Genomic DNA, 20,960 nt, shown 5'->3' with positions numbered 1-20,960 from the left:
TTGTATAGACTCTTTATAAAAAATGCAAAAAAACGGACAAGTCAGACGTCTTATTCTTTTGGAACGACGCATGAAAAGACCGATCTCTTTGTTTTCTGTCAAAATTTCCGTTTTCTAATGGAAAAGAGAGGAGTATAATATTTGAAAAATGAGTTTCACAGAGTGAAACACGGGGGAGAGACTTGATTTTGAGTGGAGAAAAAAAATCGACAGTCCGAGCAGCTGAGCGTGCACTGGATATTTTGTTGTGTTTTGTGGATGAAACCAGGCTGGGGATGACAGAAATCGCCGAACGCACGGGGCTGAACAAAAGCACGGTGTTTCGTTTGCTTGCCACCTTGGAGAGCAAAGGATTTGTGAAGAGAGACCCGGATACCGAAAAATATCAGCTGGGTTTCCGGATTTGGGAGCTTTCCGCCCATTTAAACCGGTCCAAGGATCCCGCCGTGCTTTTCTTGCCGGAAATGGAGCGGCTGCGGGATGAATTGGATGAGACCGTCAGTTTGTATGTTTATGACGGCATCGAGCGGATCCGCATTCAGGCTGTCGAGAGCAATCAGGCAATTCGCCGGGTGGCCCCGGTCGGGGTCCGGATGCCGCTTACCGTCGGAGCTTCCAGTAAAGTTCTGGTCGCATTTGCGGAGCCGGCGCTGTTGCAAAAAGTGCTGGCCGAATCCGAATGGCCGGACCATGTGGAAAAGTCTGAATACCTGAACCAACTGAAACAGATCCGGAAAGACGGTTACGCGGTGAGCATCGAAGAAAGGGAAGCCGGAACAGCCGCAGTGGCGGTCCCGATCTTTTCCCGCCGGGAAAAATTGGTGGCGGCGCTGGCCGTGTCCGGTCCGGTTTCCCGGATGAATGTGGACAAGATGGAGCAATTTGTCCCGTATATGATGGAAGCGGCAGGAAAAATGGGGAAAATGATAGGAGATTGAACAAAAAAGGCCCGAGGTTTCTCGGGCTGACAAAATGTAGAGAACGGGAAAGATCACGCCCGCTGAAGGTCACGCTCCATTCCCGCTGATCCTGTGAGCTTCTTTTTAAGTAATTATAAGCAATACTGGCGCGGATGTCGAGTATTATGTCTTATAATTGCTTATGATCGCTTAACGCCGGACGGAAAGGAGGGACGAGGGGTGTATCAGGAAGAAAGAATGATGATGATTTTGCGCCATCTAAAAAAACATCACCGGATCAGCGTTCAAGAGATTTGCGAGATGTTTCGGGTTTCCCGTGACACCGCCCGCAGGGATTTGGTGAAATTGAGTGAACAAAATTCCATCATCCGCACACGGGGCGGAGCCATTTTGCCGGTTCTTGAAAAAGAAGTCGACAGTTATAAGAAACGTGTGGGACAGAAAAGCGAAGCCAAAGCAAAGATCGGACGGCTGGCCGCGGCAAACATCCACCCCCGCGACCATATTTTGATGGATACGTCCACAACGGTGCAATATGCCGCGCAAGCCCTTGAAGCGCAAAATGTCGTGGTTGTAACCAATTCCATCGACATTGCGGATATCCTGTCCGGCAAAGAGGGGGTCAAACTGCATGTGTTGGGAGGGGTTTTTGACCCGCATTCCCGGTACATTCATGGAGCCGCGACCATCCGCCATTTGCAGGAGTTCCGGGTGAACAAGTGTTTGATGGGCGGCGGGGGAATCACCAAGGACGGGATTTTTGTCAAGGATGAAGAGGAAGGCCAGGTTGTCAAACAGATGATTGCCTGTTCGGAACAAGTGATTGTGCTGGCTGACCACACAAAATTTGGAAAGCAGTTTTTTTATCAAGTCTGCCGTTTGGAAGATATTGATCTTTTGGTGACGGACCGTTTGCCGGATCATTGGAAAGAATGTCTGGAAAAAGCCAATGTGGAGTGGAGTGTTGCAGAAAGATGACCAAAGCATCGCTTGCCCGAAAACGTTTGCTTTTGATAGCATGACAAAGTAGAATATAATTTTTGTGATGTCTATATTTTTTGCAGGAGAGAAGGTGCCCCTTTGCAACAAGATTCCGGATCCATAAAAGATCCCAAACTTCCGATGGTGGAAATTTTTCAAACCGTTGAAGGGGAAGGGACCCGTGCCGGATTTCCCACCACGTTTGTACGGTTGTTTAATTGCAACTTACGGTGTACCTGGTGTGATACACCTTACAGCTACGCCCCTTCCAAACCGGAATATTTTGCACGGGTTTCCGAAATCGTAAAGGAAGTGAAAAAGTTTCCGCACCGGTTCATTTGCCTGACGGGCGGTGAGCCGTTGATGCATGGATATAAATCCGAACGGTTGATTGAAGCATTGGCTGAGATTGACCATATCGAGGACATTCACATTGAAACCAACGGCGCGATCCATTTGAAGCCGTTTGCTGAGTTAAGGCAAAACCATGAAGCGGCAAGACAAAAAGTCCGGTTCATTTTGGATTATAAATTGCCGGGAAGCGGCGAAAACAAGCGGATGATCGATGAGAATTTCGACTGTTTGAACGATGACGACGAGGTCAAATTTGTGATTGCCGGGGAAGAGGACTTCAAGGTGGCCAAAGAAGTCGTCCAGACCAAGATGAAAAAAGGGATTCCCTTGTTCAGTCCGGTGTGGGAATCAATGGAACCGGCAAAACTGGTGGATTTGATCTTGAAGCATCAATTGACACAGGTGAAATTGAGTCTGCAAATGCACAAAATGATTTGGGATCCCGACTTGCGCGGGGTATGACAGGAGGGAAAACGGGTGGAAGAAAAAGCGGTGATTGTGTTGAGCGGCGGATTGGACAGCACGACGTGCATGGGCATTGCCCGCGAAGAAGGTTATGCACTGTATCCGATCACCTTTTATTACAACCAGCGCCATGACAGGGAAGTGGAGCAAGCCAAAAAAATCGCCAAACACTACGGGGTGGGCCACCGGCATAAAATTGTAAACGTTTCTTTCCTCGGCGAGATTGGCGGCAGTGCCCTGACGGATCAGACAATGGAAGTCCGGACCGGGGGAGTGGAAGAAGACATCCCGGATACGTATGTTCCTGCCCGCAATTTAATTTTCCTGTCACTGGCATCGGCTTATGCGGAAGTGATCGGGGCCAGACGGATTTATACCGGGGTGAGTGCGGTGGATTACAGCGGTTATCCCGACTGCCGCCCCGAATTTATCCGTTCTTTCAGTGAAACGGTCAATTTGGCGACCAAAATGGGTGTTTCCGAAAAAATGGAGATCAGGACGCCGCTGATTCATTTGAGTAAAGCGGAAACCATCAAAAGAGGGCTTGAGCTGAACGTTCCTTATGAACTGACCACTTCCTGTTATCTGGGGGGAGAGGAAGCGTGCGGGGAATGCGACAGCTGCCTGCTCCGCTTGAAAGGTTTTAAAGAGAATAACGCGACGGATCCCATTGCTTATAAAAAAATCCCTGAACAATTAAGGTGATAAACATGCGCGGCAAATACACGATGGTGAAACACTTTTGGATTTCCTGCGCCCACAGCATTCCGGGGGCCGGGAAATGTGAAAGAATTCACGGACATAACTATAAGGTCACTTTTTGTGTGGAAGGGTTTGAGTTGGACGAAAAGCATATGTTGATCGATTTCCGGCAAGTGAAACATGCCATCGAGAAAAAGTATGACCACCACTACTTAAATGATTTTCCGGAGTTTGATCCCGAGCAAACCGGAGTGGCCCCGTCCACCGAGAAAGTGGCGGAGGTGTTTTTCCGGATTATTGAAGGCTTGTGCCGGCAAAAATCGAATCAACCCCGGTGCAAATGGGTTGAGGTTGAAGAGACCAATGAAGCTTATGCCCGTTTTGAACGTGTGGATGAACAGGAGGAAAAGTCATGAGCGACAAGTCGAAAGAGGAATTGTCCCTGAAAGCGTTGGGGAATGACACCACTTACCATTTCGAATACAACCCCGGTTTGTTGGAGACGTTTGACAACCGTCATCCGGGGACGGATTATTTTGTGAAGTTCAACTGCCCGGAGTTCACCAGTTTATGTCCGATTACCGGTCAACCGGACTTTGCGACCATTTATCTCAGCTATGTTCCGGATCAAAAACTGGTGGAAAGCAAATCGCTGAAGTTGTATCTGTTCAGTTTTCGCAATCACGGCGATTTTCACGAAAACTGCATTGTCACGATCATGAAGGATTTGATTGAGAAGCTGGATCCCAAATACATCGAAGTATGGGGGAAATTTTTGCCCAGAGGCGGGATCAGCATCGATCCTTATGTGAACTATGGAAAACCGGGAACCCGGTGGGAAAAAATCGCCGAACAGCGTTTGGCGCTGCATGACCTGTATCCCGAAAAAGTGGACAATCGGTAAATGTTTCTTTTCTCTGTTTCCCGATTGGGATAGAATAGTGGGGAGGAGGGTTGGAAATGAGTGAAAACTTCTATATTCTGCAAATGCAGCAGATGGTTCAACATATGCGTGATGAATTGACCGGTGTCGGTTTCAAAGAGCTCCGCACTCCGGAAGAAGTGGATGAAGCTCTGCAGGGGGAAGGAGCCAAAGGAACCACCTTGGTGGCGGTGAACTCGGTTTGCGGTTGTGCAGCCGGTTTGGCCCGCCCGGCAGTGGCGCTTTCTTTGAAACATGACAAAGTTCCGGATCACTTGTATACCGTTTTTGCCGGACAAGACCGGGAAGCCACGGAACGGGCCCGTTCATATTTTGAAGGAATGCCCCCGTCTTCACCATCTTTTGCCTTGTTAAAAGACGGGAAACTGGTGCACATGGTGCATCGCCACGACATTGAAAATGTTCCGCTTGAGGAAATCGCCAAAAACCTGACGGATGCTTATGACCGTTTTGTGGATTAAATTCACAAAATCTCCCCTGTGTGAAAGATAGGGGAGTTTTTTTATATGTACATAGGCGGCAGGGGTTATTTTCATTAAAATAAAAGTGAAAGGATGGTGAAGGAATGGAATTGATCGCCTTTTTTTTGGTGGCTTTGTTTATCATCACGTCGATCATTGTGAATGTCTTGTATCGCTCGGCGAAAAAAGTAAACCATAAAAAGAGTTATGTGCTTGAAAATCTCGGGGTCCAGCCCCGGCAGGAACTTGAGGAGGACGTTCAAGCACTGGTACAACATTTGGAACATTCACTTCAAGAAAGTTATGTGGAACGGGTTAAAGAACGCGTGATCCGTGAATATAAAATCAGTTTGACCGAATGGGAAAACCGCTTTTTTGAGTGGAAACGATACTTAATCATGACAGCCATCCTGAAAAAAGCGCCGATGTACAGCCATGAAGTCGATGAGATTTGGCATGAAATGCTGATGTTCACCAGAGAATACGAGGAATTTTCCAACCGTTTCCTGGGGACGACTTTGCATCATGAGCCCAATGTGCCGGGGCAAACGGTGAGTGAAAGCGAGAGAAGTTTTTTTGATTTGGTGTATTTGCTTTTGTTTCGCCCGACCCCGTACAGCCGCCATACATGGGGAGCTTTTTTTCAACAACCGCTTTCCAAAGCACTTTTGGATGACTTTAAGCGCTGCTCGGATCTGGAATTAAAGGATCAATACTTTAATCCACACACTGTTAAAAATTTGGAACCGGCAGCCCGTGTCATTGAAAACATGATCCGGCTTTTGAAACGAAAACGGGAAGAAGTCGAAAAGCATGTGGTGAATCAAGGAACCTCCATCAAAGAATTCCGCCGCCATTTCAAAAAAGATTCCGGGCCGTTCAAAGAGGGCGATCCGGTTCTTGGCGCGATTTTCCTTTCGTTAAACCATGCCGATGCATTCGGCGAAAAATACCATGAGCTCTGTAAAAAATCATTGGAAGACGATCATGGTTCCGTCGTTTACGCCAAAAAACGAACAGGCTATTATCCCGAATCCTCCGGCACGGAGTATCTTTGGGAAGGCGGCGGAGCCGGTGACACAGGATCGAATTCGGGGAGTGATCCGGGAAGTGGCACAGGCAGCGACTCTTCGGGCGGGAGCAGTTGCGGAAGCAGTATTTGAAGCAAGACAGTGAAAATGAATGGAAGCATCCCATAAAAAAACAGCCATCTGTGAGGCACACGGATGGCTGTTTTTATGATTCAGGAAGAAAAAAAGGTTTTTAAGACATCCGGGAGATCCCGTTGCCAGAACCCCCAGGTGTGATCTCCGTCTTTTTCAGCATATTGCACCCGGGCTTCTTTTTCCTTTAAATAACGATGGACTTCCCGGTTGCGGGCCAAGAGGTCCAGATCCCCCATATGGGTGGGAACTTTCGTTTCAGAGGTTCCGACCGATTGATAGATGCGCAAATGGGAAAGCGTGTCTTGCTGCAGGATTTCTTCACAGGTTTCTTCCAAAAAGGCCCCCGACTGGGCAAAGACATTGACCACCTGTTCCGGATGTTGCAAGGCAATGTGCAACGAAACCGTTCCACCCAGTGATGAACCGCCGATCGCCAACTTTTCTTTTTCCCGGGAGACGGGATATTTATCACGGAGCAAAGGGAGGAGTTCTTCCATCACCATTTGGATATGTCCGGATTGTTGTTTTCCAACAGGGGAGTATTGGGAGATCCGTTTCTTTTTGTCCACCGGAATGGCTGCCATGGCAAAGGGTTGGAGCTCCCCGTTTGCAATCATTTGGGTGGCCTGAGTCACCACGCGTCCCAAGTTGAAGTAATCAGGCCCGTCATGAAGAAGGACCAGCGGATATTCCCGGACGGATGATGGCTCTTCTTCGGGAAGAAAAATCAGTATTTCTTTTGTTTCATCGAGATGTTTGCTGTCAAGTACTTCTTTTTTGATGGTCCGCTTGATCATACTTGTATAGTCCCCTTTTGGATGAAAGTCGTTTAATACTACTATACCTTATTTTTGCTATATTTTCCTATTGATTATTTATATCGTATTTTTGTATATTTATACTGTGTTATTGAAAAAATAATATTGTTATCCATTTATATCTGTTTTTTATCTGTATAAACAATTCATATGGATCAAATTGGTCGGAAAAATATATCTTTTCTTTTTTATAAAATAATTATAAGATTTATGTATCTATGTTTTATCTATACGCAAATATTGAGGTGATCCAGTCGATATGGAAAATGTTCAGAAAGGGACGCGCCCGGTGACGAGCTATTTGAAATTTATCATCCCATCTATCATCGGTATTATCTTATTTATGATTCCGATCTCCATCGGGGGGGAAATGACCATTCCTGTTGCCATGCTGGCCAAATGGTTGCAGGAGTTGCTGGCGGATGTCCTCCCGGCTTTGGCAACGGTCCTGATCTTGGTTTCTGCAGTGCTCACGCTCATTGGATCTTTTATAAAACCAACTTGGATCATGGATCGCCCCTTTTTAAAAAGTTTGTTTCACGTGTCGGTTTTTTGGGCGGTCACCCGTGCTTTGGGAGCGGTATTGGCCGTGCTGACGCTGTTTCAGTGGGGACCGGATTGGGTTTGGTCGGAAAATACAGGCGGTTTGTTGCTGTATGACCTGATTCCCGTATTGTGTACAGTGTTTATTTTTGCCGGACTTTTCATGCCTTTTTTGATGGATTTTGGATTGCTGGAAATGACCGGAACGTTGTTGACACGGTTGATGCGTCCGTTATTCAAACTTCCCGGACGGGCTTCCATTGACTGTCTGGCATCCTGGCTGGGGGATGGAACGATCGGGGTTTTGCTTACCAACAAGCAATATGAAGACGGCTTTTATACCAAGCGGGAGGCGGCCGTTATCGGAACGACGTTTTCCGTGGTGTCCATCACTTTTACCATTGTCGTTTTGGAACAGATCGGATTGGGACATTTGTTCGGGCCTTATTATTTAACCATTTCCTTATCCGGGTTGGTGGCGGCGATTGTTTTGCCGCGGATCCCTCCGTTGTCCCGGAAAGAGGATACGTATTATGACGGGTTGAAAGGGAACCTGAATGAAACGTTTCCGGAAGGCTTTTCCGTGTGGCAATGGGGTTTGCACCAAGCCGTGGAACGTGCGCGCAGCATGCAGTTTAAAAAAGTTTTTCAAAACGGATCCAAAAACATCTTCGATATGTGGCTGGGCGTCTTGCCGGTTGTGATGGCTTTTGGAACCACCGCAGTGATTATCGCGGAATATACCCCGTTGTTTAAATGGCTGGGATTGCCGTTTGTCCCGATTTTATCCTTGTTGAACATCCCGGAAGCACACGAAGCGGCCCAAACGGTTGTGGTCGGCTTTGCGGACATGTTTCTTCCTTCCGTGATTGCAAGCGGAGCGATTGAAAGCGAATTGACCCGGTTTGTCATTGCCTGTCTCTCGGTGACCCAATTGATTTACATGTCCGAAGTGGGCGGGCTGTTGTTGGGTTCCAAAGTCCCCGTTGATTTTAAAGATCTGGTGATTTTGTTCCTGCAGCGTACGTTGCTGACGTTGCCCATCATCGCCTTGATGGCTCATCTGATTTTTTGACGGAACCCGGGCGGGCTTTCTGTGCTAAAAGCAGAAAGCCCTTTTTTATGCGTATATCTATTTTGCTTAATCTTTTAAATACATTTAAAATAATGATGAGTCATTTTATTTGAGATAGGAGTGATATGGGCGATGAGTCATGAACCGGCCTGGGTTCCAACCCCCGGACAGATGAAAAAAACCCGTCTTTATCAATGGATGAACCGGCTGGGTTATCAGGATTATGACGCTTTTTACCGGGACAGTGTGAAAAATATTGCCTGGTTTTGGGATGAAGCGGTCAAAGATATGCAGTTGAGATGGCAGGTTCCGTATCGTCAAGTGATGGACATGAGTGACGGCATTTTATGGACCCGCTGGTTTGTTGGCGGGAAACTCAATATTTCGGAAAATTGCTTGGACCGGTTTGTCGATGATCCATCGTCCCGTCACCGGATTGCGTTGATCTGGGAAGGCGATAACGGGGAGTGCCGGAAATATTCGTACCGGGATTTATGGCTGGAAGTGAACCGGATTGCAGGAGGGTTGCAAAAGCTGGGTGTGAAGCCGGGAGACCGGGTTGCCATATACCTGCCCATGATTGCGGAAAATGTGATTGCCATGTTGGCGGTCGCCAGGATTGGTGCGATTTTCATCCCGTGTTTTTCCGGATACGGCGCCGATGCGGTGGCCACCCGGATTCAAGGATGCGAGGCCAAATGGCTGATCACGGCGGACGGGTTCTACCGGCGGGGAAAATTGGTCCGGATGAAAGAGGAAGCCGATCTGGCCGCGGATCAATCGCCATCTGTCGAGAAAGTGATTGTGGTGCGGCGGGCCAACCGGGAGTGCCCGGCAAGGGACAGGGATGTGGATTGGGACCGGTTGCGGACGGATTTGAAAGCGCTGTCACCCCATCCCACGGCGGCGGATGATCCCGTGATGATCATTTATACTTCCGGGACCACCGGCAAACCGAAGGGAACGGTCCATGTGCATGCGGGGTTTCCGGTGAAAGCGGCTTTTGATGCGGGATACATGTTTGATGTGGGACCGGGGGATGTGTTGTTTTGGGTGACGGACATGGGGTGGATGATGGGCCCCTGGATGGTGTTCGGTGCTTTGATGATGGGAAGCACCATGATTGTTTATGAGGGAACGCCGGATTACCCGGCACCGGACCGTTTGTGGCAGTTGGTCGAAAAAAACGGGGTCACTCACTTGGGAATCTCCCCGACCTTGATCCGGGCGTTGATGAAGCACGGGGACCAGTGGCATGAAAAATGGGATTTAAGCAGCCTGCGCGTTTTCGGTTCCACGGGGGAGCCTTGGAATCCGGAGCCGTGGCATTGGCTGTTTGAACAAGTCGGCAAAAAGAAAGTGCCCATTTTCAATTATTCCGGCGGGACTGAAATCTCCGGCGGCATTTTAGGCAATCATTTTTTCAAGCCCATTGTTCCGTGCGGGTTTGCCGGTCCCATTTTGGGAATGGATGCCGAAGTGTTTGATGATTCGGGCCGCCCGGTCCGCGGGCAAGTGGGGGAGCTGGTTTTGCGTCAGCCATGGGTCGGCATGACGCGAAGCTTCTGGCAGGATGACCGGCGGTATGAACAAGCTTATTGGAGCCGCTGGCCGAATGTATGGTTGCACGGGGACTGGGTGTATATCGATGAGGAAAACAACTGGTTTATCACCGGACGTTCGGATGACACGCTGAAAATCGCTGGAAAACGGTTGGGGCCGGCAGAGATGGAATCGGTTCTGGTCAATCATCCCTTGGTGGCGGAAGCGGCAACCATCGGGATTCCGGATGCGGAAAAAGGGGAGAGTGCCGTCTGCTTTGTCGTCTTAAAAGGCGGGACAACCGAAGGGTTGGAAGAGGAGCTGATCCGGTTTGTGGCCCGCAAAATGGGAAAAGCATTAAAACCAAAGCGGGTATGGGTGGTGGACGAATTGCCCAAGACCCGGAATGGAAAAATTTTGCGCCGCGTGATCCGGGCCGCCTATTTGGGAGAAGACACCGGTGATCTGTCTTCGCTGGAAAACACAGAGACCGTTGAGGCGATTCGCCGGTTGGCCGGAAACGAAAAATAAGATTTTCATAAATATGATAAAATATATATATATTTAAGCGATACGAATTTGCTTGCATTACAGAATGAACCGGTTTTTGGTTCATTCTGTTTTTTGTTGTTGATAAAATGATCGCTTTTGTCTATATAATGGAGGGAATGATCCGTGATACAATGATACTGATCCATAAAATGGACAGAAAAACAGAGAAGCCGTGCGAATGAATACATAGGAGAGGTGTCGGTATTGCATGTTCCGGGGAACAGATTTAGAAACACGTGTGCTTCAGGTGCAAGAAACACACTCTCCAGACAAACGAGACGATCTGCTTAGGGAACTGGAACCACATGTGCGCAGAATCGCTTCACGTGTTTGCAGGAGGGTGATCACTAAGCAGGATGACGAGTACATGATCGCTTACAAAGCTTTGGATGAAGCGATCAGTGGCTACAGCTCAGGATTTCAGGCAACATTCATGTCCTTTGCGTACAAAGTGATCCATCGGCGGTTGGTGGATTATTTCCGGCAGGAGGCAAAGCATCAGAAAACGGTGCCCCTTTTGACTTCCGGTCCAAATGAGGAAGAGATCCAAAACCAGGAAGTGGTGGCCAAAGCCTTTGAAAGTTACCGGGACGAAGAACTGAGCAAAATGCGCCGCCTTGAGATCGAAATTTTTAAAAAAGCGTTGGCCAAGCAAGGGATCACTTTGGATGAATTGGTCAAAAAAAGCCCGAAACACCGGGATACACGCGAAAATTTATTCCACGTGGCGAAAAAGCTGGTGTCTGAGAAGGAGCTTTTGCACAAATTCCTGCACCAAAAAAAGCTGGATAAAGAGATTGCCTCATATTTGGGAATGCATCGCCGAACTTTGAATCGGCACAGAAAATACCTGACGGCTCTTACCATTGTCATGACGGAAGATTTAGCCCTTGTGCGAAGCTATTTGGGTCTGTAAGGGTAAGAAAGGGGGCGAATGAATGCGGAAAGGAGTTATCATGGAAGTTCGGCCGCGCCATTGGATTGTGATGACACCGGATGGCGAGTTTGTTCGTGTGCCGAGAACAAACATGGAGCTGACCGTGGGAGAAGAAGTGGAGTTTCCCATGGTTGTGAATCGTTCTTCCGCATGGAAGAGAAAGCCTTGGATCGCGGCGATCAGTGCCGGCGTGGCAGCGATGATCGGAATGTTTTATGTTCTTCCCCAATTTTCGCCTTCCAAGGAAGCCCATGCAGAAGGATATATTTATTTGGATGTGAATCCCAGCATTGCGATTGGAATGGATAAAAACAAACATATCACCGAGGTCAAACCCTTAAACAAATCCGCTTTAAAAGTGCTTGGCGGTAAAAGTTACAAAAACGAGCAAGTGGACGAATTTGTGGAACATTTTTTGGATGAAGCGAAACAACAAGGTTTTTTGCATCCGAAAGACCAAATTGTTTTATCCGGTTACAACGATGAAGAAACAAGCGTGAGAACGTTGCAAGAGATCGAAACCATGATTGACGAGGAAAGCAAAGAAGAGAAACTGGAATTGCTTGTTCATACGCTGACGATGCCGAAATCGGTGAAGAAGAAAGCAGATGAAACCGGTTTGTCCCCGGCGAAATATGCCGTGTGGATGATTGCAAACAAAGAGGGGAAAAACCTGGATGTCAAAGAGATGGAAGAGATTCCGATAACGCAACTGGCTGAAGACATCAAGCCGGTATCCGATATTCTCAATCGGCCGCCATCGGAAGAAGAATGGGAAAGCATCATCAAAGATGAGAATCAACCCAAAACGGATCACAAAGACGATGCCCCCGCCAAAAAAACAGACAAAACCAGCAATGACTCTTCTTCGGGTTCCACCCGTGATCCGGCTTCTAATACCGATCAGGAGGAACCTGCAAACAAGGAGGAACCGGAGCAAACCGATTCCCAATCTCCATCAAAAGATCAGGATCAGAAGGCTAAACCTGCAGATGAAAAAACAGACTCCTCTTCCGATTCAAATACGTCGGGTCCAAAAGAGTCCAACATGGTGACGGATGAGTAAACCGGTTGAACTGGGGTTGCAAGCTGACACCTCCCACCAGCTTACAACAGAAATGAGAGGGGCCGATTTCGATGAAAGGGACTGGGATCGTAAGAAAAGTGGATCATCTGGGAAGGATCGTATTGCCAAAAGGCCTGAGGGATCTTTTGAATATTCATCCCAGCGACGGTGTTGAAGTGTTTGTGGATGATCAATATATTGTGCTGAAAAAATACGAGCCCAACTGCATTTTTTGCGGGAGTCTGGAAGAAGTGATCTACTATCGCGGAAAAATGATTTGCAAAAAATGTGTGGAGGAAACATCCAAAGTGATGATGAAAGGAGCGCCTGAGTAAGGGCGCTTTTTTTGGTGCATGTCTTCTTTATCTCACAACCGCTTCACCGTGACGGACTGACAAACAATCGCTTGTTTGGTAAAATGAAAACATATGATAAATAAATAATTTTTCGAAAAATGAAATCGCTTTCTTTACAAGGGGGAATATTCCAATGGATCAGCAAATGCTGTTGCTGGACAGGATGGAGCCGATCGCAAAAATAACGCTGAATCGCCCGAAGTCACTCAATGCCTTAAACTCCGGCCTGATGAAAAAACTGGCCGATGAATTGGAAGCGCTGGACCGGGACGAAGCGATCCGGGTGATTGTTTTGACCGGGAGTGAAAGGGCTTTCGCGGCGGGAGCCGACATTAATGAGTTGTCTGAAACCAAGCCGGTCGACTTTGTGATGAAACAATTTTTCCGGGATTGGGAACGGATCCGCAAAATCTCCAAACCTTTGATTGCGGCTGTCAACGGTTATGCTTTGGGCGGGGGCAATGAACTGGCGATGTGCTGTGATATGATCATTGCTTCCGACACGGCTCAATTTGGACAACCTGAAATTTTATTGGGAGTGATCCCCGGAGCCGGGGGAACCCAGCGCCTGACCAAAGCAGTCGGAACAAAAAAAGCGATGGAAATGATTTTGACCGGAAAAAGCATTTCGGCAGAAGAAGCCCTGCAGTGGAGATTGATCAATCGTGTGGTTCCCGCGGAGGATTTGGAAAAAGAGGCGCTGTCCCTTGCAAAAGAGATTGCGGAAAAGCCGCCTGTTGCAGTCCGGCTGGCCAAACAAGCGGTTTTAAAGGCGCAGGAACTTCCTTTGGAACACGGATTGAATTTGGAACAAAATGCTTTTTTTCTGCTCTTTTCCTCAGAAGACCAAAGCGAGGGTATGCGGGCGTTTTTGGAAAAAAGAAAACCGGAGTTTCGGGGGGAATAAGATCACACTTCCGGTTTTGGGCATATGATGAATTGAGAGATTTTCAGGCTTGTCAGTCAACTTGTTCAAAGTGGAGATGATAAGAATGGGAAGCATGAAAATCAATGAACAAATGCGGGGAGCTTTGCTGGAGGAAGCGAAGATGCGCGACGTGTTTGAAATGATGGACCGCTATGGCCATGAGCAGGTCATTTTTTGCCGTCATCCGCAAACCGGTCTCAAAGCGATCATCGCCTTGCATAATACAACCGCGGGACCGGCTTTGGGCGGATGCCGCATGATTCCGTATGCTTCGACGGACGAAGCCCTGGAGGATGTTTTGCGGTTGTCCAAAGGCATGACCTATAAATGCAGTCTGGCAGATGTGGACTTTGGCGGGGGAAAAATGGTCATTATTGGAGACCCGAAAAAAGATAAGTCGCCGGAGTTGTTTCGCGTGATCGGCCGTTTTGTGGGCGGGTTAAACGGCCGTTTCTATACCGGAACCGACATGGGAACCAACCCGGAAGATTTTGTCCATGCCGCCAGGGAATCGAAATCTTTTGCCGGATTGCCGAAATCGTACGGCGGAAGCGGGGACACATCCATTCCCACCGCGCTCGGGGTGTTTCATGGAATGCGGGCAACCGCCCGGTTTTTATGGGGGACGGATCAGCTGAAAGGGCGTGTGGTTGCCATCCAGGGAGTCGGCAAGGTGGGAGAGCGCTTGTTGCAGCTTTTGGTCGAAGCGGGGGCTTACTGCAAAATTGCCGATATCGATTCGGTGCGATGCGAACAGCTGAAAGAAAAGTATGGCGACAAGGTCCAAGTGGTGGATGTGAACCGGATTCACAAGGAGAGTTGCGATATTTTCTCGCCTTGCGCCAAAGGCGGCGTGGTCAATGATGACACCATTGACGAGTTTCGTTGCCTGGCCATTGTCGGATCCGCCAACAACCAACTGGTGGAAGACAGGCATGGGGCTTTGCTTCAAAAACGAAGCATTTGGTATGCGCCCGATTATCTGGTGAATGCCGGAGGGCTGATTCAAGTGGCTGATGAGCTGGAAGGCTTCCATGAAGAGAGAGTGCTTGCCAAAACCGAAGCGATTTATGACATGGTCCTGGATATTTTCCACCGGGCGAAAAATGAGAATATTCCCACTTGTGAAGCGGCGGACCGGATCGTGATGGAGCGTTTGAAAAAGTTAACCGATATTCGCCGGATTTTGTTGGAGGATTCCCGCAACAGCGCAAGGAGGTAAAAACCATTGATGGAACTGATGACCAAGGATGAAGTCTGCCATCTTTCCCCGGATGGCCATTTGACGGAATCGGGAAAGGAAATCTGGAACCGGTTGAGTGTGGAAAAGAAAAAAGACTTTTACCGGTGGATGGCCTTCGTCCGCCATTTTGACCGGCGGTCGGTTTTCTTGCAACGGCAAGGGAGAATCGGAACCTATGCCCCTTTGGAAGGACAGGAAGCGGCGCAGGTCGGAAGTTCCTTGGCCTTGCAAAAAAAAGATTGGATTTTTCCGAGTTACCGGGAACACGGGGTGGCGATGATTGCCGGAATGCCGTTGTCTCAAATCTTGCTTTATTGGATGGGCAGGGTCGAAGGATGCAAAGCCCCGGAAGAAATTCGCTTATTGCCTCCTTCCGTGCCGATTGCCACCCATCTTCCGCATGCAGTCGGAACGGCCTGGGCATCGAAATTGAAAAAAGAGGACAGCATCGCGGTCTGTTACTTTGGGGACGGGGCCACATCCGAAGGGGATTTTCACGAAGCTTGCAATTTTGCAGGGGTTTTCAACATCCCGGTGATTTTTTTCTGCCAAAATAACGGCTATGCCATCAGTGTGCCGTTTTCGCGCCAGTCGGCGTCAAAGACGGTGGCCGAAAAGGCGAAAGCGTATAACTTTCCGGGAATCCGCGTCGATGGAAATGACGTTTTGGCCGTGTATGATGTGATGTCTAAAGCCGTCGCGCGTGCCCGTGCCGGGGAAGGACCGACCTTGATCGAAGCCGTGACTTACCGCTTCGGTCCGCACACCACGGCCGATGATGCCACGCGTTACCGCCCGCCGGAAGAAGTGGAAGAATGGGTGAACGAAAAAGATCCTTTGCTGAGATATACCCGCCTGTTGAAAAAGGAAGGGTTGTTGACGGACGAAGAGGAGAAAACGTGGGAAGAAACCTGCAAAGAGAAAATGGATCAAGCCATTTCCCGGGCGGAAAAAGAAGAGCCGGTCCCTCCCGGGCATATGTTTGCGCATGTATATGAAACCTTATCCGCAAATGAAAAGAGACAAAAACTGGAGCTTTTGGAAGAGAGGGATTATCGTCGATGAAACCAAAAACCATGGTGCAAGCCATATGCGATGCGCTGAAGGTGGCATTGGAGACCGACCCGCGGGTGATTTTGCTAGGGGAAGATATCGGGAAAAACGGAGGGGTTTTCCGAGCGACGGAAGGATTGTGGGAATTGTTCGGAGAGGAGAGGGTGATGGACACCCCGCTTGCGGAAGCGGGCATCATCGGTTCCTCCATCGGACTGGCTGTAGGCGGGTTTCGTCCGGTGGCGGAAGTGCAATTCATGGGTTTTATTTATCCGGCGATGGAACAGCTGGTGACGCATGCCGCGCGCTTGCGGACAAGGACACAAGGAAGGTATCCGGCTTCCATGGTCGTGCGCGTTCCGTATGGCGGGGGGATCCGGGCGCCCGAATTGCACTCTGATTCCACGGAAAGCTTATTTGTCCACATTCCCGGATTGAAAGTCTTGGCCCCTTCAACTCCGAAAGACGCCAAAGGGCTTTTGCTTGCCGCCATTCAAGATCCGGATCCGGTTTTGTTTTTGGAACCGATGCAGTTGTACCGTTCGGTGAAAGAAGAAGTTCCCGAAGGGTGGTATGAGGTTCCGATCGGCCAAGCGCGGAAAGTGACGGACGGGGAAGATGTCACCCTGATTGCATGGGGAACCATGGTGCCGGTGGCGAAAAAAGCGGCAGAAGCAGGAAAAAAAGAAGGAATCTCCTGTGATTTGATTGATTTGCGTTCCTTGTCGCCATTGGATGAAGAGACGATTATTCACTCTGTCAAAAAAACGGGGCGGGTCGTCATTGTCCATGAAGCCCCCCGAACCGCCGGGGTTGGAGCGGAGTTGACGGCACTGATCAATGAACAAGCTTTTCTGTACCTGGAAGCCCCGGTGACCCGGGTGACCGGTTATGACGTGCCGGTGCCGATGTATGCATTGGAAGATGATTTCCGCCCGGATGTGAAACGGGTGTATCAAGCGATTCGCCAGGTCGTTTCTTATTGAGGGGGGAGAGAAGAAGTGGCAGTGAAATTTTGTTTGCCGGATATCGGCGAAGGGGTGACGGAAGCCGAAATCATCCGCTGGCTGGTGAAAGAAGGAGAGAAAATCGAAGAAAATCAACCGGTTTTGGAAGTGCAGACCGATAAAGCAGTCGTGGAATTGCCCGCGCCTGCCGGCGGAAAAATCATGCGGTTGAAATGGACCGAAGGGCAAGTGGTACCCGTTGGGGAAGTTTTGTATGAACTGGAAGAAGACGAAACCGTTGCCCGCCCGGTGGCCCCGCAGAAGAAAAAGAAAAAAAGAGTTTTGGCAACCCCCTCCACGCGGCGTCTGGCCAGGGAACACGGAGTGGATATCAATGAAATCAAGGGAACGGGGGAACATGGGCGGGTCACCAAAGAAGATGTCCTCCGCCATGTGAACCGGAACAAGGAGAGGCCGGTATCCGGTATCCTCCCTCCGAAAGTGGAAGTTCCCACTCAGGAAGTGGTGGAGGAAGATTTGTCACCGACGCGGCGGGTGATCGGGGACCGGCTGCTTTATTCGGTGACCCGCAAGCCGCATGCGACCCATTTTGATGAATTGTCGGCAGATGGTTTGGTCCGGTGGTACGAACAACAAAAACAAGCGTCGGCCAATGATCCGTCGTTGCCCAAATTAACTTATATGGCCGTTTTGGCAAAATTAGTCGCCGTGACATTGAAACACCATCCCCGGTTTAATGCCCATTATGATGAGGAAAATCAGCGCATCCGGCAGTTTTCGTCCATTTCGCTGGGGATGGCGGTGGATGCCCCGGGAGGACTCGTCGTTCCGGTGATTCAACAGGCCGAGCAAAAAAGCATCGACCAGCTGGCGGAAGAAATCGGAAGATTGACCCAACTGGCAAGAGAAGGGAAGCTTTCGCTGGATCAAATGAAGGGAAGCACTTTTACCATCAGCAATGCCGGGGCTTTGGGGGGAGAATGGGCGACCCCGATCATCCAGCCCCCGGAGGTGGCCATACTTGCCTTGCACCGGATCGGGGAAAAACCGGTCGTGGAACATCACCAGCTAACCGTCGGATGGCGGATGAACGTCTCGCTCAGTTTCGATCACCGGGTGTTGGACGGAGCCGATGCCATCCGTTTTACACAAACTTTGGGCGAATATACCCGGGATCCCGGAAAGTTGTTGCGGGAACTCATTTGACAAAACAGGTTTTGATGATGGAAGGCTTACAAAGTAAGTCTTCCTTTTTTGCATAAAATTTCCTGATCCTATCAAACTAAGAAAAGACCGTGAGACGAGGAGGATTTGTATGGATCAGGTCACCATGGCCCGAATCTTTTTTGGGACTTCTTTGGCTTTTCACATCATCTACGCCACGTTGGGAATCGGTTTGTCGGCGATGGTTTTTGTAAGCGAATGGCTCTTTTACAAAAGAAAAGATCTTCACTACGCGGTCATGGCTAAGCGGTGGACCAAGTCAGTGGCACTGCTTTTGGGAGTGGCCATTCCGAGCGGGACCATTGTGGCTGTCCAGCTTTCGCTGTTGTGGCCGGGATTTATGAAAATTGTCGGTCAAGTGATCTCGGTTCCGTTTCAGATTGAAATCTATGCATTCTTTTTGGAAGCACTCGCCTTATCCATTTATGTTTACGCTGCTGACCGCCTGGCCCCTTTGTGGCGGGTGATTTCCGTGTTTTTAGTGGCTTTTGGCGCCGCGGCTTCCGGAATTTTGATCACATCGGCAAACACTTGGATGAATACTCCTGCGGGGTTTGACATGAAACCGGACGGGACGGTCTACAATGTGGATCCATGGAAAGCTTTTTTTAATCCGAGCTTTGGAAACACCGCTTATCATGTGGTGGTCAGTGCGCTCATGACCGGAGCATTTGTGATCGTGTCTATGGCCAGTTACCGCTTGTTGAAGGGAAAGGCCGCCGAACGCCCCGTTCATCAAAAAGCTTTGTTTTTCTCGTTGATTGCAGCGTTTGCCATGTCGTTTTTGACGGCAGTTTCCGGACACGGATCTGCCCAAAATTTGCATCAATATAATCCGGAAAAACTCGCCGCTTCAGAGGGATTGTTTGAAACCCGGCGTTATGCCCCACTGATCATCGGCGGTGTGGTGGATCAAGAAAAAAGAGAAGTGAGAAACGGGATTGAAATCCCCTACATGCTCAGCTTTTTGGCAGGAGACCGGTTTGACACGGAAGTCAAAGGCTTGGAGGAATTTCCGGAGGAAACCTGGCCGCCGGCCTATGTGCACACTTTGTTTAACATCATGGTGGGAATCGGTGTCCTCTTGTTGGCTCTTTCCGCTTTGGCCCTTTATTTTTGGTGGAAACAACGGGATGCAAAGGAGAAAAATCTGCCCCGCTGGCTGTTGTGGTTACTGGTTGCATCCGGGCCCTTATCCATGCTGGGGATCGAATTTGGCTGGATTTTCAGTTGCAGCGGACGTCAGCCCTGGACGATTTACGGGGTGCAACTAACGGCGGAAGCGGCAACCAAAGCCGGGAACCTCGGTTTCCTGTATGTCCTGTTTGCCGTGGTATACGGGTTGTTGAGTTTGATGTTGGTCAAAGTGATGATCTCCTATTTCCGGCGTCATCCCCTCGAAGAAGATCTGGAACAAATGAGACAAAAGGGGTATTCCTATGGAGCAAACTATTGAACCGTCGATTGCCATTTTGTTGATATGGATGCTTGTCTACGTCTACAGCATGGCCGGATCCATCGATTTTGGAGCCAGCTTTTGGGCGATGATTTACAATCAAAAACGATCCAAAGCTGGACAAGTAGCCAACCGGTTTTTGTCTCCCACTTGGGAGGTGACCAATACGATTTTGGTGTTGTTGGTGGTGTCCATGGTGGGCTTTTTCCCGAAAGCGGCTTATATGCTGGGAACGGTGCTGTTGGTTCCGGTCAGCATCATTTTGTTGCTGATCACCTTGCGCAGTTCTTTTTTGGTGTTGTCTTATTCGGCCGGGGGGTCAGCCAAAGGACTCCGTATTGTTTCGGGTATGACGGGCTTGTTTGTCCCGGCGCTTTTGATCAGCGCGTTGCCGGTGACGGAAGGCGGCTTTATCCGGGAAACCGGGGGACAGATCATGATGTTGTTTGATAAGTGGTTAACCAGTCCTTCTGTTTATTTGTACATGTTGTTCGGGCTTGCGTCGGAATTGTTTTTGTCTGCTTTGTTTCTCGCGGATTATTCGAGGGAAGCCAATGATACGGAGGCTTATGCGATGTACCGGAAGCAAGCCGTCTGGCTCGGGCCGGTGGCCATCGCAGCGGCGGTTTTGACGCTCGTTTTTTTGGAACCGGAAGCGGAATGGTTGTTGCATAGGCTTAGCGGACAGTTGAAACTGTTTTTGTTATCCATGGTTTGTTTCTTGATCGGGTACCTTTTTTTATGGCGGGGAGGCCGGCGGATCCGGGTGGCGATCATTTTTATATTTTTACAATATGCGTTTGCCACGTTTGCTTACGGAATTGCCCATCTTCCGTATATTGTCTATCCCTACTTGACGGTCGGAGAAGCATTTACCAACATTAACACCTTCTATTCCCTGCTTAAAATCCTTGGTGCGGGGATTGCCCTGCTCTTGCCGGGATTCTTGATTTTTTGGCGTTTTTTCCTGAAGGATAAGCGTTATTTGCAAAAGCAGGAATAGGAAACATAAAATTTTTTAAAAAAATGTCTTGCGCAATTTGTCGATTTGTGTTAAATTATTTCTTGTCGCCGCGAGGCGATGGAAACAATGAAAAAACGACGCACTTTGAAAATGAGATATGGAAGAAGCAAGACGAGGTTGAAGAAGCTCGTTTGACGAGAATCTTCACACGTCGCTTGTCAAGTTGCAATCACCGGGAGAAGT

Annotated in this window: 21 protein-coding genes; 20 read left to right on the top strand and 1 reads right to left on the bottom strand. The window is 49.0% G+C overall.

Annotated features, from left to right (window positions below; all coding sequences use genetic code 11):
• The first annotated feature begins 188 nt into the window (after positions 1 to 188).
• The 8 genes from I8U23_RS06380 to I8U23_RS06345 all read left to right on the top strand — a co-directional run bounded on the left by I8U23_RS06380 (position 189) and on the right by I8U23_RS06345 (position 5,989).
• On the top strand, positions 189 to 938 hold the full coding sequence (locus I8U23_RS06380; RefSeq protein WP_037993182.1) for an IclR family transcriptional regulator: 750 nt from the start codon (positions 189 to 191) through the stop codon (positions 936 to 938).
• Positions 939 to 1,139: 201 nt separating this feature from the next.
• Entirely contained in the window at positions 1,140 to 1,898 is a 759-nt protein-coding gene (locus tag I8U23_RS06375; protein ID WP_198050843.1) for a DeoR family transcriptional regulator, read from the top strand.
• 102 nt (positions 1,899 to 2,000) lie between these two features.
• The gene (locus I8U23_RS06370) at positions 2,001 to 2,717 is read left to right on the top strand and encodes a 7-carboxy-7-deazaguanine synthase QueE (RefSeq protein WP_329605872.1); all 717 of its coding nucleotides are present in this window, start codon (positions 2,001 to 2,003) and stop codon (positions 2,715 to 2,717) included.
• A gap of 15 nt (positions 2,718 to 2,732) precedes the next feature.
• The gene (gene queC / locus I8U23_RS06365) at positions 2,733 to 3,425 is read left to right on the top strand and encodes a 7-cyano-7-deazaguanine synthase QueC (RefSeq protein ID WP_037996301.1); all 693 of its coding nucleotides are present in this window, start codon (positions 2,733 to 2,735) and stop codon (positions 3,423 to 3,425) included.
• A gap of 5 nt (positions 3,426 to 3,430) precedes the next feature.
• Positions 3,431 to 3,838 (top strand): 6-pyruvoyl trahydropterin synthase family protein, encoded by a 408-nt coding sequence (locus I8U23_RS06360; RefSeq protein WP_037996299.1) that lies wholly within the window; start codon positions 3,431 to 3,433, stop codon positions 3,836 to 3,838.
• Positions 3,835 to 4,326: a preQ(1) synthase gene (gene queF, locus I8U23_RS06355; protein ID WP_037996297.1), complete on the top strand. Its 492-nt coding sequence runs from the start codon at positions 3,835 to 3,837 to the stop codon at positions 4,324 to 4,326. The genes I8U23_RS06360 and queF overlap by 4 nt, the downstream gene beginning before the upstream one ends.
• A gap of 56 nt (positions 4,327 to 4,382) precedes the next feature.
• Positions 4,383 to 4,826, top strand: coding sequence for a BrxA/BrxB family bacilliredoxin (locus I8U23_RS06350; RefSeq protein WP_037996295.1), 444 nt, complete (start codon positions 4,383 to 4,385; stop codon positions 4,824 to 4,826).
• Between the two features lie 104 nt (positions 4,827 to 4,930).
• Positions 4,931 to 5,989 carry a glycine-rich domain-containing protein gene (locus tag I8U23_RS06345; RefSeq protein WP_037996292.1) on the top strand — a complete coding sequence of 353 codons (1,059 nt, stop codon included), beginning with the start codon at positions 4,931 to 4,933 and terminating at the stop codon, positions 5,987 to 5,989.
• Positions 5,990 to 6,069: 80 nt separating this feature from the next.
• Here the strand turns inward: I8U23_RS06345 and I8U23_RS06340 are convergent, their stop codons facing one another.
• Complete coding sequence (locus tag I8U23_RS06340) at positions 6,070 to 6,789, bottom strand: alpha/beta hydrolase (protein WP_198050842.1); 720 nt, start codon at positions 6,787 to 6,789, stop codon at positions 6,070 to 6,072.
• A 280-nt stretch (positions 6,790 to 7,069) separates the two neighbouring features.
• Here I8U23_RS06340 and I8U23_RS06335 point away from each other — a divergent pair, with 280 nt between their 5' ends.
• The 12 genes from I8U23_RS06335 to I8U23_RS06280 all read left to right on the top strand — a co-directional run bounded on the left by I8U23_RS06335 (position 7,070) and on the right by I8U23_RS06280 (position 20,756).
• A complete protein-coding gene (locus I8U23_RS06335) occupies positions 7,070 to 8,428 on the top strand; it encodes a YjiH family protein (RefSeq protein WP_198050841.1) in 1,359 nt (452 codons plus the stop codon).
• Positions 8,429 to 8,560: 132 nt separating this feature from the next.
• Positions 8,561 to 10,501, top strand: coding sequence for an AMP-binding protein (locus tag I8U23_RS06330; RefSeq protein WP_198050840.1), 1,941 nt, complete (start codon positions 8,561 to 8,563; stop codon positions 10,499 to 10,501).
• A 361-nt stretch (positions 10,502 to 10,862) separates the two neighbouring features.
• A complete protein-coding gene (locus I8U23_RS06325; protein ID WP_231564617.1) occupies positions 10,863 to 11,438 on the top strand; it encodes a hypothetical protein in 576 nt (191 codons plus the stop codon).
• A gap of 22 nt (positions 11,439 to 11,460) precedes the next feature.
• Positions 11,461 to 12,525, top strand: coding sequence for an anti-sigma factor domain-containing protein (locus I8U23_RS06320; protein WP_037996281.1), 1,065 nt, complete (start codon positions 11,461 to 11,463; stop codon positions 12,523 to 12,525).
• A 71-nt stretch (positions 12,526 to 12,596) separates the two neighbouring features.
• Complete coding sequence (locus I8U23_RS06315) at positions 12,597 to 12,860, top strand: AbrB/MazE/SpoVT family DNA-binding domain-containing protein (RefSeq protein WP_037996279.1); 264 nt, start codon at positions 12,597 to 12,599, stop codon at positions 12,858 to 12,860.
• Positions 12,861 to 13,014: 154 nt separating this feature from the next.
• Positions 13,015 to 13,788 (top strand): enoyl-CoA hydratase-related protein, encoded by a 774-nt coding sequence (locus I8U23_RS06310; protein WP_037996276.1) that lies wholly within the window; start codon positions 13,015 to 13,017, stop codon positions 13,786 to 13,788.
• An 85-nt stretch (positions 13,789 to 13,873) separates the two neighbouring features.
• Positions 13,874 to 15,031: a Leu/Phe/Val dehydrogenase gene (locus I8U23_RS06305; RefSeq protein ID WP_231855195.1), complete on the top strand. Its 1,158-nt coding sequence runs from the start codon at positions 13,874 to 13,876 to the stop codon at positions 15,029 to 15,031.
• 9 nt (positions 15,032 to 15,040) lie between these two features.
• Positions 15,041 to 16,117 (top strand): pyruvate dehydrogenase (acetyl-transferring) E1 component subunit alpha, encoded by a 1,077-nt coding sequence (gene pdhA, locus I8U23_RS06300; protein ID WP_082240808.1) that lies wholly within the window; start codon positions 15,041 to 15,043, stop codon positions 16,115 to 16,117.
• Positions 16,114 to 17,091, top strand: coding sequence for an alpha-ketoacid dehydrogenase subunit beta (locus tag I8U23_RS06295; protein WP_037998365.1), 978 nt, complete (start codon positions 16,114 to 16,116; stop codon positions 17,089 to 17,091). Before pdhA ends, I8U23_RS06295 begins: the two co-directional genes overlap by 4 nt.
• A gap of 15 nt (positions 17,092 to 17,106) precedes the next feature.
• Positions 17,107 to 18,279, top strand: a complete 1,173-nt coding sequence (locus I8U23_RS06290; protein WP_049720531.1) for a dihydrolipoamide acetyltransferase family protein — start codon at positions 17,107 to 17,109, stop codon at positions 18,277 to 18,279.
• A gap of 109 nt (positions 18,280 to 18,388) precedes the next feature.
• Positions 18,389 to 19,753, top strand: a complete 1,365-nt coding sequence (locus I8U23_RS06285) for a cytochrome ubiquinol oxidase subunit I (RefSeq protein WP_037998430.1) — start codon at positions 18,389 to 18,391, stop codon at positions 19,751 to 19,753.
• Positions 19,737 to 20,756 carry a cytochrome d ubiquinol oxidase subunit II gene (locus I8U23_RS06280; RefSeq protein ID WP_037998427.1) on the top strand — a complete coding sequence of 340 codons (1,020 nt, stop codon included), beginning with the start codon at positions 19,737 to 19,739 and terminating at the stop codon, positions 20,754 to 20,756. The genes I8U23_RS06285 and I8U23_RS06280 overlap by 17 nt, the downstream gene beginning before the upstream one ends.
• Positions 20,757 to 20,960: the final 204 nt, after the last annotated feature.

It is taken from the genome of Thermoactinomyces sp. CICC 10735, from assembly GCF_016055175.1.
Lineage (GTDB): Bacteria > Bacillota > Bacilli > Thermoactinomycetales > Thermoactinomycetaceae > Thermoactinomyces > Thermoactinomyces vulgaris.
The sequence above is the reverse complement of the archived record's forward strand: the minus strand, read 5'-3'. Positions and strand labels throughout refer to the sequence as shown.

Coding starts and splice junctions, on each gene's coding strand:
- I8U23_RS06360 (WP_037996299.1), top strand. CDS start 3,431: ATGCGCGGCAAATACACGATGGTGAAACACTTTTGGATTTCCTGCGCC.
- queF (WP_037996297.1), top strand. CDS start 3,835: ATGAGCGACAAGTCGAAAGAGGAATTGTCCCTGAAAGCGTTGGGGAAT.
- I8U23_RS06350 (WP_037996295.1), top strand. CDS start 4,383: ATGAGTGAAAACTTCTATATTCTGCAAATGCAGCAGATGGTTCAACAT.
- I8U23_RS06345 (WP_037996292.1), top strand. CDS start 4,931: ATGGAATTGATCGCCTTTTTTTTGGTGGCTTTGTTTATCATCACGTCG.
- I8U23_RS06340 (WP_198050842.1), bottom strand. CDS start 6,789: ATGATCAAGCGGACCATCAAAAAAGAAGTACTTGACAGCAAACATCTC.
- I8U23_RS06335 (WP_198050841.1), top strand. CDS start 7,070: ATGGAAAATGTTCAGAAAGGGACGCGCCCGGTGACGAGCTATTTGAAA.
- I8U23_RS06330 (WP_198050840.1), top strand. CDS start 8,561: ATGAGTCATGAACCGGCCTGGGTTCCAACCCCCGGACAGATGAAAAAA.
- I8U23_RS06320 (WP_037996281.1), top strand. CDS start 11,461: ATGCGGAAAGGAGTTATCATGGAAGTTCGGCCGCGCCATTGGATTGTG.
- I8U23_RS06315 (WP_037996279.1), top strand. CDS start 12,597: ATGAAAGGGACTGGGATCGTAAGAAAAGTGGATCATCTGGGAAGGATC.
- I8U23_RS06310 (WP_037996276.1), top strand. CDS start 13,015: ATGGATCAGCAAATGCTGTTGCTGGACAGGATGGAGCCGATCGCAAAA.
- I8U23_RS06305 (WP_231855195.1), top strand. CDS start 13,874: ATGGGAAGCATGAAAATCAATGAACAAATGCGGGGAGCTTTGCTGGAG.
- pdhA (WP_082240808.1), top strand. CDS start 15,041: ATGGAACTGATGACCAAGGATGAAGTCTGCCATCTTTCCCCGGATGGC.
- I8U23_RS06295 (WP_037998365.1), top strand. CDS start 16,114: ATGAAACCAAAAACCATGGTGCAAGCCATATGCGATGCGCTGAAGGTG.
- I8U23_RS06285 (WP_037998430.1), top strand. CDS start 18,389: ATGGATCAGGTCACCATGGCCCGAATCTTTTTTGGGACTTCTTTGGCT.
- I8U23_RS06280 (WP_037998427.1), top strand. CDS start 19,737: ATGGAGCAAACTATTGAACCGTCGATTGCCATTTTGTTGATATGGATG.